Origin of the sequence: Mycobacterium sp. AT1, from assembly GCF_002043095.1 — a bacterium.
Classification (GTDB): Bacteria; Actinomycetota; Actinomycetes; order Mycobacteriales; family Mycobacteriaceae; genus Mycobacterium.
Map to the genome: position 1 here is coordinate 1 of NZ_MVOC01000025.1, position 11665 is coordinate 11665.

10 protein-coding genes are annotated in these 11665 nt (G+C 67.4%); 7 read left to right on the plus strand and 3 right to left on the minus strand.

Annotation, left to right across the window (positions count from 1 at the left end; genetic code table 11):
- Window positions 1–87: 87 nt before the first annotated feature.
- On the minus strand, window positions 88–1026 hold the full coding sequence (gene coaA / locus B1790_RS12055) for a type I pantothenate kinase (protein ID WP_079923456.1): 939 nt from the start codon (window positions 1024–1026) through the stop codon (window positions 88–90).
- 30 nt (window positions 1027–1056) lie between these two features.
- Here coaA and B1790_RS12060 point away from each other — a divergent pair, with 30 nt between their 5' ends.
- From B1790_RS12060 to B1790_RS12085, 6 genes are all read left to right on the plus strand, one after another.
- Window positions 1057–2256 carry a DUF885 domain-containing protein gene (locus B1790_RS12060; protein ID WP_079923457.1) on the plus strand — a complete coding sequence of 400 codons (1200 nt, stop codon included), beginning with the start codon at window positions 1057–1059 and terminating at the stop codon, window positions 2254–2256.
- Window positions 2257–2358: 102 nt separating this feature from the next.
- On the plus strand, window positions 2359–3825 hold the full coding sequence (locus B1790_RS12065; protein ID WP_079923458.1) for a glycine hydroxymethyltransferase: 1467 nt from the start codon (window positions 2359–2361) through the stop codon (window positions 3823–3825).
- A gap of 55 nt (window positions 3826–3880) precedes the next feature.
- Window positions 3881–4708, plus strand: a complete 828-nt coding sequence (locus tag B1790_RS12070) for an acyl-ACP desaturase (RefSeq protein WP_079923459.1) — start codon at window positions 3881–3883, stop codon at window positions 4706–4708.
- 203 nt (window positions 4709–4911) lie between these two features.
- Window positions 4912–6225, plus strand: coding sequence for a PhoH family protein (locus B1790_RS12075; protein ID WP_056559230.1), 1314 nt, complete (start codon window positions 4912–4914; stop codon window positions 6223–6225).
- An 88-nt stretch (window positions 6226–6313) separates the two neighbouring features.
- Window positions 6314–7189, plus strand: a complete 876-nt coding sequence (locus B1790_RS12080; RefSeq protein ID WP_079923492.1) for a polysaccharide deacetylase family protein — start codon at window positions 6314–6316, stop codon at window positions 7187–7189.
- Window positions 7190–7198: 9 nt separating this feature from the next.
- A complete protein-coding gene (locus tag B1790_RS12085; protein ID WP_079923460.1) occupies window positions 7199–8419 on the plus strand; it encodes a cation:proton antiporter in 1221 nt (406 codons plus the stop codon).
- A 54-nt stretch (window positions 8420–8473) separates the two neighbouring features.
- Here the strand turns inward: B1790_RS12085 and B1790_RS12090 are convergent, their stop codons facing one another.
- Window positions 8474–9880: a class II fumarate hydratase gene (locus B1790_RS12090; protein WP_079923461.1), complete on the minus strand. Its 1407-nt coding sequence runs from the start codon at window positions 9878–9880 to the stop codon at window positions 8474–8476.
- A 37-nt stretch (window positions 9881–9917) separates the two neighbouring features.
- Window positions 9918–10979 carry a class II fructose-bisphosphatase gene (gene glpX, locus B1790_RS12095; protein WP_079923462.1) on the minus strand — a complete coding sequence of 354 codons (1062 nt, stop codon included), beginning with the start codon at window positions 10977–10979 and terminating at the stop codon, window positions 9918–9920.
- A 53-nt stretch (window positions 10980–11032) separates the two neighbouring features.
- Here glpX and B1790_RS12100 point away from each other — a divergent pair, with 53 nt between their 5' ends.
- Complete coding sequence (locus tag B1790_RS12100) at window positions 11033–11665, plus strand: DUF4245 domain-containing protein (RefSeq protein WP_233165074.1); 633 nt, start codon at window positions 11033–11035, stop codon at window positions 11663–11665.

An 11665-nucleotide genomic window follows, 5' to 3' on the forward strand; every position in this document is an offset into this window, starting at 1 on the left:
CAACCTGCCCATGAAGAACAGCTAGCCCGCCCTGCGGTTTCGGCGCGTTCGTCCGCGGTGAGCGCGGGTGAGCGCGCCGAAATCGCGTCAGAGCTTGCGCAGGCGCAGCCGGTTGATGGCGTGGTCGGCGTCCTTGCGCAGCACCAGCGTCGCGCGCGGCCGAGTGGGCAGGATGTTCTCGATCAGGTTGGGCCGGTTGATCGAATGCCAGATGTCGCGCGCGGCGAAGACGGCCTGCTCGTCGGTCAGTGTCGAGTAGTGGTGGAAGTGCGACTGCGGGTCGGCGAACGCGCCGGCTCGCATCGCCAGGAACCGCGACACGTACCAGCCTTCGATGTCCTCGATGCGGGCGTCGACGTAGACGGAGAAGTCGAAGAGGTCGGACACCATCAACGCCGGACCGGTCTGAAGGACGTTGAGGCCCTCGAGAATGAGGATGTCGGGATGCCGAATGGTCATCTGCTCGTCGGGGATGATGTCGTAGAGCAAGTGCGAATACACCGGCGCGGACACCTGATCCGATCCCGACTTCACCGCCGTGACGAAGCGCATCAGGCCGCGTCGGTCGTAGCTCTCGGGAAAGCCCTTGCGGTGCATCAGGTTCCTACGCAGAAGCTCGGCGTTCGGGTATAGGAAGCCGTCCGTGGTGACCAGGTCGACGCGGGGGTGGTGCTCCCAGCGGGCCAGCAGGGCCTGCAGCACGCGGGCGGTGGTCGACTTCCCGACGGCGACGCTGCCCGCCACGCCGATCACGAACGGCACCGGACGGTCGGGATTCTGCTGCGGTTCACCGAGGAATTCCGCGGTCGTCGCGAACAGCCGCTGACGCGCGGCGACCTGAAGGTGGATCAACCGGGCCAGCGGGAGGTAGACCTCTTCGACTTCGAGCAGGTCCAATTGTTCGCCGAGACCGCGAAGCCCGAGGACTTCGCTCTCCGTGAGTTTCAACGGTGTCGACATCCGTAGCGAACGCCATTGACTCCGGTCGAACTCGACGTACGGACTCGGCTCGCTCGTCCGCGCCATGCAGCCAGTGTTGCATTTACGGTTGGGACCATGGACGCCACCACCGTCATTCGCGAGTATCTGCTCCTTGGTCTGAGGTTCGACCGCATCGAGGAGGGCTACGTCGACTCCTACACCGGGGACCCCGCACTGCGCGCCGTCGTCGCCGCGGAGCCGCCGCCGGACCCCGCCGAGCTCGCGCGGCAGGCGACGCGGTTGATCGCCGAATTGCCCGGCGCCGACGGTCTCGACGGTCAGCGCGCGGACTACATCGCGGCGCACCTGCGGGCGCTGGCCAGTGCGGGCCGCAAGTTCGCGGGCGAGGACATCGGGTTCGTGCAGGAGGTGCACGACTACTTCGACGTGGACATCGTCAAGGGCGACCCCGACAAGTACCGCGAGGCGCACCGCAAGCTCGACGAAGCGCTGGGCGGCACGGGCGATCTCGCCGAGCGGATGCAGAGCTACCGCAGCGGTGAGGAGATTCCGCCGGAGCGGCTCGAGGAGTGCATCCACGCGTTCTCCAGCGCCCTGCGCGACAAGGTCCGCGCCGACTTCCCACTGCCCGACGCCGAGACGATCAACTACGAGATCGTCACCGACAAGCCGTGGTCGGGGTTCAACTACTACGAGGGCGACTACCGCTCAACGGTCGCGGTGAACGCCGACCTCAAGCAGCAGATGTCGGGGCTGCCACGCCTCGTCGCGCACGAGTCCTATCCCGGTCACCACACCGAGCACTGCCGCAAGGAGTTCGGCCTCGTCGCCGGGAAGAACCACACCGAGCAGACGATCTTCCTGGTCAACACGCCGCAGTGTCTGATGGCCGAGGGCCTCGCCGACCTCGCGCTGTACGCCGCGATCGGCCCCGACTGGGGTCAGTGGGCGACCGAGATCTACGCCGACCTCGGGTTGCGGTTCGACGGCGAGAGGGCGGTGGCAGTGTCCAACGCCGCGGCCGCGCTGGCCGACGTCCGTCAAGATGCCGCGCTGATGCTGCACGACGAGCACCGCGACGTCGACGACGTGGCCGCGTTTCTGCAGCGATGGCAGCTGACCAGCGACGCTCGGGCCCGGCAGTCGCTGCGGTTCCTGTCGTCCCCGCTGTGGCGGGCCTACACCAGCACCTACGTCGAGGGCTATCGACTGTTGCGCGCCTGGCTCGACGCCCGCCCAGCCGACGTCACGCTGATCGAGCGGTTCGGCAGGCTTCTCGACGAGCCGTTGGTGCCGTCGGCGTTGCGCGCCTAAGACTCCCGGTACGCGCCGAGTTCTGCACGACGGCTGGGATTTCGGGATGAAGACGACCATGGCGCAGAACTCGGCGTAGGGTGCCCCGACTAAGCTGGTCCCATGACCGCTGAGCCAGTGACCACGCCTACCCCAGCGTTGGGCGCGGAGTACGCCGAGACCGCGAGCGCCGCCTACACGGCCGCCTTGAAGGTCATCGAGTCCGTCGAACCGCGCATCGCCGCGGCGACGCGCCAGGAGCTTGCCGATCAGCGTGATTCGCTGAAGCTGATCGCCAGCGAGAACTACGCGTCGCCGGCCGTCCTGCTGACGATGGGCACCTGGTTCTCCGACAAGTACGCCGAGGGCACCGTCGGGCACCGCTTCTACGCGGCCTGCCAGAACGTCGACACCGTCGAGGCGTTGGCCGCCGAGCACGCCCGCGAGCTGTTCGGCGCGCCCTATGCCTACGCGCAGCCGCACTCCGGTATCGACGCGAACCTCGTCGCCTTCTGGGCGATCCTCGCCACCCGCATCGAAGCGCCGGAGCTGGCCGAGCTGGGCGCCAAGAACGTCAACGACCTGTCCGAGGCGGACTGGGAGAAGCTGCGCGCCAAGCTCGGCAACCAGCGCTTGATGGGCATGTCGCTGGACACCGGCGGCCACCTGACGCACGGCTTCCGGCCCAACATCTCCGGCAAGATGTTTCACCAGCGCAGCTACGGCACCGACCCCGAGACCGGTCTGCTCGACTACGCGAAAGTCGCCGCGGCCGCGCGCGAGTTCAAGCCGTTGGTCCTGGTGGCGGGTTACTCCGCCTACCCGCGGCGGGTGAACTTCGCCAAGATGCGTGAGATCGCCGACGAGGTCGGCGCCACCTTCATGGTCGACATGGCGCACTTCGCCGGTCTGGTGGCCGGCAAGGTGTTCACCGGCGACGAGGATCCGGTGCCGCACGCCCACGTCACCACCACGACGACGCACAAGTCCCTGCGCGGCCCCCGCGGCGGTCTGGTGCTGGCGACCGAGGAGTACTCGGCGGCCGTCGACAAGGGCTGCCCGATGGTTCTCGGCGGTCCGCTGTCGCACGTGATGGCGGCCAAGGCCGTCGCGTTCGCCGAGGCCCGTCAGCCGTCGTTCCAGATCTACGCCCAGCGCATCGCCGACAACGCCAAGGCGCTGGCCGACGGCTTCCTCACCCGCGGCGCCCGCTTGGTCACCGGCGGCACCGACAACCACATCGTGCTGCTCGACGTCACGTCGTTCGGCCTGACCGGTCGTCAGGCCGAGTCGGCGTTGCTCGACGCCGGCGTCGTCACCAACCGCAACTCGATTCCGGCCGATCCGAACGGCGCCTGGTACACCAGCGGCATCCGATTCGGCACGCCTGCGTTGACGACGCGCGGATTCGGTCCGGGTGACTTCGACCGCGTCGCCGAGCTGGTCGTCGAGGTGCTGACGAACACCCAGCCCGACGGGACGTCGAAGGCCAAGTACGTCTTGGCCGACGGGGTGGCCGCTCGCGTGCGCAGTGCGTCGGCTGAATTGTTGAACGCCAACCCGCTGTACCCGGGGCTGACGCTGCAATAGGACACGCCGCAGCCCGATTTCGGGGAATGTGTGTCCACGGGTTACAGTTAGTTTCATGGCAGAGAAGCCCGTAGCCAACGCACTGACCCTCGAGCTCGAACCCGTCGTCGAGGAGAATCTGACTCGCCACGTCGCCACCGAGGAGATGTGGTACGCGCACGACTTCGTGCCCTTCGACAAGGGTGAGAACTTCGCCTTCCTCGGCGGCACGGACTGGGACGAGTCGTCGGTGACGCTGCCCAAGCCCGTGACCGACGCGCTGGAGATCCTGCTCATCGTCAAGGACAACCTGGCCGGCTACCACCGCGAGCTCGTCGAGCACTTCATCCTCGACGACAAGTGGGGTCGTTGGCTCGGCCGGTGGACCGCCGAGGAGCACCTGCACGCGGTGGCCCTGCGCAACTACCTCGTCGTCACGCGCGAGATCGACCCCAGTGCCAACGAGGACGTCCGCGTCGAGCACGTCATGAAGGGCTACCGCGCCGACAAGCTCAGCCAGATCGAGACGCTGGTCAACATGGCGTTCCTCGAGCGTGCGCACGCCGTCTTCTGCCGCAACCTGCAGGCCCAGATCACCGAGCCGATCCTGGCGTCGATGGTCGGCCGGATCGCCAAGGACGAGGAGCGCCACGAGGAGTTCTTCGCGAACCTCATCGCACACTGCCTCACCACCAAGCGTGACGAGACGATCGCCGCGATCGCCACCCGCGCCGCCGCGTTCGAGCCCATCGGTGCGGACATCGACGCCTACGCAGACAAGGTCCGCGTCGTCGCCGAGGCCGGCATCTTCGACGACGCGGCACTGCGCAAGGTGCTCTCCGATCGCGTCGAGGCATGGGGTGTCGCGGACGCTCCCGAACTCGTGGAATTCGTCGCCAAATAGTTAACCGAGTGGTCACATTTCGGCCACGGCGCGCCTGCCCGGCGCAATCCTTGGGACGGGAGTAGCGTCGGCTTCGATGGCCGACATGCTCTGCTATCCGGGCGGTACCCGTCGTTTCGACGAAGGGACCGGCCCCGGTCCTGGTACCGCGGTTTCCGCCGAGGGAGAGTTCGTGCGGTGCCGCACGGGCCTAGGAGCGCCACGTGACTGATTCGGCCGTTCGGACTTACGTGCTCGACACCTCAGTGCTGCTGTCCGACCCATGGGCATGCAGTCGGTTTGCCGAACACGCAGTCGTCGTCCCCCTCGTCGTGATCAGCGAGTTGGAGGACAAGAGGCACCACCACGAACTGGGCTGGTTCGCGCGCCAGGCCTTGCGGATGTTCGACGATCTTCGACTCGAACACGGACGACTCGATCAGCCCATTCCCATTGGCACCCAAGGCGGAACGCTCCAGATCGAGCTCAACCACAGTGATCCGTCGGTCCTGCCCGCCGGCTTCCGCACGGGCACCAACGATGCGCGAATCCTGACCTGCGCGGCCAACCTCGCCGCCGAGGGCAAACTGGTCACCCTCGTCAGCAAGGACATCCCGTTGCGCGTCAAGGCGGGTGCGGTCGGCCTGCCCGCCGACGAGTACCACGCCCAGGACGTCGTGGCATCGGGCTGGACGGGCATGTCAGAGGTAGAGGTCAGCGCCGACGACGTCAACGCGCTGTTCGCCGACGGCGAGATCGACCTCGAGGAGGCGCGAAACCTGCCGTGCCACACCGGTGTTCGGCTGCTCGGCGGCAACTCGCACGCCTTGGGCCGGGTGAACGCCGAGAAGAGGGTGCAGTTGGTTCGTGGCGACAGGGAGGTGTTCGGCCTCCGGGGAAGGTCAGCCGAACAGCGCGTCGCCCTTGACTTGCTGCTCGACGAGTCGGTCGGGATCGTCTCTCTCGGCGGCAAGGCGGGCACCGGAAAGTCGGCGCTGGCGTTGTGCGCGGGCCTCGAGGCCGTGCTGGAACGCCGCACGCACCGCAAGGTCGTCGTCTTCCGGCCGCTGTACGCCGTTGGCGGCCAAGATCTCGGCTATCTGCCCGGTAGCGAGAGCGAGAAGATGGGTCCGTGGGCGCAGGCCGTCTTCGACACCCTCGAGGGGCTCGCCAGTCCGGCGGTGCTCGACGAGGTGAATGCCCGTGGCATGCTCGAAGTGCTTCCGCTGACCCACATTCGCGGCCGCTCGCTGCACGACTCCTTCGTCATCGTCGACGAGGCCCAGTCGCTGGAGCGCAACGTTCTGCTGACCGTGCTGTCGCGGCTCGGCGCCGGCTCGCGGGTGGTGCTCACCCACGACGTCGCCCAGCGCGACAACCTGCGGGTGGGGCGGCACGACGGCGTGGCGGCGGTCATCGAGAAGCTCAAGGGCCATCCGCTGTTCGCCCACATCACCTTGCTGCGCAGTGAGCGTTCGCCGATCGCCGCGCTCGTCACCGAGATGCTTGAGGAGTTCAGCCCCGGCGCCCTGCCCTGATCTCTCGTCGACTCTGCGTCCACGGCGACCCGTACTCGCACGTCGTCGCCGTGGACGCAGAGTCAGGCGGGGTCGGTAAGGTGTGCTGGTGCGAAAGCGCCCTGAGAAGCCGACCTGGTCCTACTGGCGAACCGTCATCGGCGTGTGCGCCGGGGTGGCCATCGTCGTGGTCGGCAGCCTGACCGGGCACGTGGCCAAGGCCGACGAGGTCGACTGCTCGCAGTTCAAGTGCATCGCGTTGACGTTCGACGACGGGCCAAGCCCGTACACCGACCGGTTGCTTCAGGTGCTCAAGGACAACGACGCCAAGGCGACGTTCTTCGAGATCGGCAACAAGGTGGCGGCCAATCCCGACGGTGCCAGGCGCGTCGTCGAGGCGGGCATGGAACTGGGCAGTCACACGTGGGAGCACCCCAACATGACGACCATTCCGCCCGAGGACATCCCCGCGCAGTTCAGCAAGGCCAGCGACGCGATCGAGGCCGCGACGGGTCAGCGCCCCAAGCTGGTGCGCACCGCAGGCGGTCTGATCAACGACCAGGTGCTCGCGGAGGCCAAGAAGCAGGGCCTCGCCGACATCAACTGGGACGTCATCCCATTCGACTGGGCCAACGACGGAAACACCGCCGCGACCCGCTACATGCTGATGACCCAGATCAAGCCGAACTCCGTCGTCCTGTTCCACGACACGTACTCCTCAACCGTCGACCTGGTTCAGCAGTTCATCCCCGTTCTGAAGGCCAACGGCTACCACATGGTGACCGTGACGCAGATGCTCGGCGAGCGGGCACCGGGCAGCACCTATGGCAGCCGCGACAACGGCCCGCCCGCCAACGACTTGACCGACATCCCGCCGGCGGAGATCCCGACGCTGCCGAACACCCCGTCGCCCGCTCCGATGCCGAACTTCCCGATCACCGACATTCCGGACCAGAACTCCGGTGGTCCCACCAATGGGGCGTGACGGCACGTCATGACGACGAACACGGCGTTCGTCCTGACGCTGTTGGTGCTCTGCTACGCGGTGGTCTCCGGTCTGGTCAAGCAGTGGTACCTGGCACCGGCGCTGATCTTCGTGCTGTGCGGAATGGTGTTGGGGCCGTTTGGATTCGATCTTCTCGAGGGTGGGACGAACACCTCGACGTTCACGGTGCTGGCGCAGTTGGCGTTGACGGTGATCCTGTTCAACCAGGCCGCCGAGCTTGACCTGTCGGCGGTCGTCGGTCGCCGCCAGGTGACCTTCCGGTTGCTGGTGATCGGCATCCCGCTGGCCATCGCGCTCGGCGCGGGGACGGCGCTGCTGCTGTTCCCGGTGATGCCGACGTGGGAGGCGGTGTGTCTCGCCGCGATCGTCGCGCCGACCGAGGTCGCATTGATCGACGCCCTCCTTGACGACGACCGCATCCCCGAGCGGATTCGCCATGCGCTGTCCACCGAGAGCGGCTTCTATGACGGCTTCGCGCTCGCGGCGCTCCTCGCGGCCGTGGCGTTCGCATCGGAGCGCAACGAATCCAGCGTGCACTGGAGTTACTTCCTGGTGCGCACCGAATTGGTGTCGGTGGCCGTCGGTCTCGCCATTGGGGCCGCGGGCGGTTGGGTGATCGGCAGGTCGCGTCAGCGCGGTTGGATGAGCGACATCTGGGCGCAACTCGCCACGCTTGCCGTGGCGCTGGTGTGCTTCCAAATTGGTGAAATGTTGCACGGCAGCGGCTTCGTCGCGGCCTTCGCCGGCGGCCTGGCGTTCGCCCACGCGGCGCGCCGGGCGGGGTCGCGGCCCGAGACGCATGTGTCCGACGCTGCCGGCCAGCTGCTTGAGCTGACCGTCTTTGCGTTGTTCGGCGGCTATGCGGTGATAGTCGGGTGGCGCGACGTCAGTTGGCGCGTCGTCGTATTCGCCATCGTCGCGCTGTTCGGCGTGCGCTTGGCGGCGGTCTGCCTGGCGCTGCTACGCAGTGACGTGCCGGTGCGCGAGCGGGTGTTCATCGGCTGGTTCGGCCCGCGTGGCATCGGCACGGTGGTGCTGGGGCTGCTCGTGTTGGAACGCGGCAGCATCGAGCAGGAGTCGCTGATCGTCCAGGTGGTCGCGGTGACCGTGTCGCTCAGCCTGCTACTGCACAGCGTGTCGGCGTGGCCAGGCATCAAGTGGCTGGGCTCGGCACCAGTGCGGGGCCAACTAGCCGCCGAGCAGACGTAAAGGGCCCTCAATCTTCGCGATTGAGGGCCCTTTACGTCTGCTCGTGTGTGAGGACTACTCGCCGTCTTTGACCTTCGCCATCTTCAGCACGTCGAGACGCTTGTCGAGTTCCTCTTCGGACAGCTTGTCGCCGATCAGGCCGCGGTCGACGACCGTTTGCCGAATCGTCTTGCGCTCCTTGAGCGCTTCCTTGGCGACCTTCGCGGCTTCCTCGTAACCGATCGCCGAATTCAGCGGCGTGACGATCGACGGCGACGACTCGGCGAGCTCGCGCAGGTGCTGCTCGTTGGCGACGAGGCCGTCGATGCACCGCTCGGCGAAGAGCCTCGAGACGTTGGACAGCAGCGTGAACGACTCAAGCACGTTGCGCGCCATCATCGGGATGTAGACGTTGAGCTCGAAGGCACCGGACAGGCCGCCGACCGTGACGGCGGCGTCGTTGCCGATCACCTGGGCGGCGACCTGCGTAACGGCTTCGGGCAGAACGGGATTGACCTTGCCCGGCATGATCGAGCTGCCCGGCTGCAGGTCGGGGAGCTGAAGCTCGCCGAGACCGGTGAGCGGGCCGGAGCCCATCCAGCGGACGTCGTTGGCGATCTTGGTCAGCGACACGGCGATGGTCTTCAGTGCGCCGGACGCCTCGACGAGCCCGTCGCGGGCTGCCTGCGCCTCGAACGAGTCGACGGCCGTGCGCAATTCGGCGATGCCGGTCTGGTCGACGAGGACGTCGACGACCTTGGGGCCGAATCCGTCGGGTGCGTTGAGGCCGGTGCCGACGGCGGTGCCGCCGATGGCCAGCTCACCGAGCCGGGGGAGCGTGGCCTTGACGCGTTCGATGCCTGCCTCGATCTGACGGGCGTAGCCGCCGAACTCCTGGCCCAGCGTCACCGGGACGGCGTCCATGAGGTGCGTGCGGCCGGACTTGACGACGGTGCGCCACTGCCGGGCCTTGTTGCCCAGCGACTCGTGCAGCACCTCGAGAGCCGGAATCAGGTGTCGGACAGCGGCTTCCGTCGCGGCGATGTGGGTCGCGGTGGGGAAGGTGTCGTTGGAGCTCTGTGACATGTTGACGTGGTCGTTGGGGTGTACCTCGACCCCGTTGGCCTTCGCGATCGAGGCGATGACCTCGTTGGCGTTCATGTTCGAGCTGGTGCCCGACCCGGTCTGGAAGACGTCGATGGGGAACTGGTCGTCGTGCTTGCCGTCGGCGATCTCGGCGGCCGCGGCGATGATGGCGTCGGCCTTGTCGGCGTCGAGCAGGCCGAGGTCCTTGTTCACCTGGGCGCAGGCACCCTTGAGCAGGCCGAGGGCCCGGATCTGGGTGCGCTCCAAGGGTCGGAACGAGATTGGGAAGTTCTCCACCGCGCGTTGGGTCTGCGCCCGCCACAGGGCGCTCTTCGGCACCCGGACTTCACCCATGGTGTCGTGCTCGATGCGGTATTCGACTTCGTTGTCGGGCATTGGCTCCCTGTTCGTCTCTCGGTTGGGGGGAAGGGTGTTACGGCAAGGGGTGGGCGGCGGACATGTCGCCGGTGAAGTCGACCGCCGAGTACTCGTTGAGCTTCGAAAGTCGGTGGTACGCCTCGATCATGCGGACCGTGCCGGACTTGGAGCGCATCACGATCGACTGCGTGGTGCAGCCGCCGCCGAAGTAGCGGACGCCCTGCAGCAGGTCGCCGTCGGTGACGCCAGTGGCGGAGAAGAACACGTTCTCCCCGGACACCAGGTCTTCGGTGTGCAGCACGCGGTCGAGGTCGTGGCCCGCGTCGATCGCCTTCTGGCGTTCGGCGTCGTCGGTCGGGGCGAGGACGGCTTGGATGGCACCGCCCATGCAGCGGATGGCCGCGGCGGTGATGATGCCCTCTGGCGTGCCGCCGATGCCTGCCAACATGTCGGTGCCGGAACCGGGCCGACAAGCCGCGATGGCACCGGCGACGTCACCGTCGGAGATCAGCCGGATGCGGGCGCCCGCCTCGCGGACGTCGGCGATCAGCTGGCTGTGCCGGGGCCGGTCGAGCACGCAGACCGTGATGTCGGCGACGGAGGACTTGCGCACCTTGGCGACGCGGCGGATGTTCTCGCCGATCGGCGCGGTGATGTCGAGGACGTCGACTGCGTCCGGGCCGACGGCGATCTTGTTCATGTAGAACACCGCCGACGGGTCGAACATGGCGCCGCGTTCTGCCACCGCGAGCACCGAGATGGCGTTGGGCATGCCCTTGGCCATCAGCGTGGTGCCGTCCACGGGGTCGACGGCGAAGTCGCAGTCCGGCCCGTCGCCGTTGCCGACTTCTTCGCCGTTGTAGAGCATCGGGGCGTTGTCCTTCTCGCCCTCTCCGATGACGACGACGCCGCGCATCGACACCGAGTTCACCAGCTCGCGCATGGCGTCGACGGCGGCCCCGTCGCCGCCCTCCTTGTCGCCACGGCCGACCCAACGGCCCGCCGCCATGGCACCCGCCTCGGTCACCCGTACCAACTCGAGGGCGAGGTTGCGATCCGGGGCCTCGCGGCGGGATCGCGGCGAGCCGCTGGCGGAAGAAGCATCAGGCGCAGTCATGTGCAGATTCTCCCATTAACCGTTCACAGGTTGGGAGCTGGGATACTGGCAGAGTGACCACACCCCAGGCGGCTCCGGAACCGAAGCCGGCCAAGTCGCGGCTGTTGCAGGACGGCCGCGACATGTTCTGGTCGATGGCACCTCTGGTCCTGGTCTGCATCGTGCTGGCGGGGATCCTGGGAATGTGCTCCTTCGCCCCGAACGGGCCAGGTCAAGGGCCTGTGCTGCCCTATGACACGACCGCGGCGATGAGGGCCGACGCCGAGACGCTGAAGATCCCGATCCGTCAGCCGCAGTTGCCGGAGGGGTGGCGCGCGAACTCCGGGTCACGCGCCAGCATCGACGGCGGCCGCACCGAGGACGGTCGGCCGGCGCGGGCGGTCATCTCGCGGACCGGGTTCCTGGCGCCGACGGGGATGTTCATCAGTCTGATTCAGAGCGACGCCGACGAGCAGAGTCTCGTCAGGTGGGTCGACACCGACGTGGTGCCAACGGGGACCCAGGACGTCGACGGTGTGCGGTGGATCGTCTACGAGGGCGGCGAGGACTCCCGGCCGGTGTGGACGACCCGGCTCAAGGGGCCGACCGGTCCGGCGCAGATCGCGGTGACGGGGCCGGCGGGTACCGACGAGTACCGTACGCTGGCTAAGGCCACGCAGTCGCAGCCTCCGCTGCCCGTCGTCTAG

What these genes read in the sequence shown, in the direction of transcription:
- B1790_RS12060 (WP_079923457.1), top strand. Translation starts at nt 1,057, where the DNA reads ATGGACGCCACCACCGTCATTCGCGAGTATCTGCTCCTTGGTCTGAGG.
- B1790_RS12090 (WP_079923461.1), bottom strand. Translation starts at nt 9,880, where the DNA reads ATGCCCGACAACGAAGTCGAATACCGCATCGAGCACGACACCATGGGT.
- B1790_RS12070 (WP_079923459.1), top strand. Translation starts at nt 3,881, where the DNA reads ATGGCAGAGAAGCCCGTAGCCAACGCACTGACCCTCGAGCTCGAACCC.
- B1790_RS12085 (WP_079923460.1), top strand. Translation starts at nt 7,199, where the DNA reads ATGACGACGAACACGGCGTTCGTCCTGACGCTGTTGGTGCTCTGCTAC.
- B1790_RS12065 (WP_079923458.1), top strand. Translation starts at nt 2,359, where the DNA reads ATGACCGCTGAGCCAGTGACCACGCCTACCCCAGCGTTGGGCGCGGAG.
- glpX (WP_079923462.1), bottom strand. Translation starts at nt 10,979, where the DNA reads ATGACTGCGCCTGATGCTTCTTCCGCCAGCGGCTCGCCGCGATCCCGC.
- coaA (WP_079923456.1), bottom strand. Translation starts at nt 1,026, where the DNA reads ATGGCGCGGACGAGCGAGCCGAGTCCGTACGTCGAGTTCGACCGGAGT.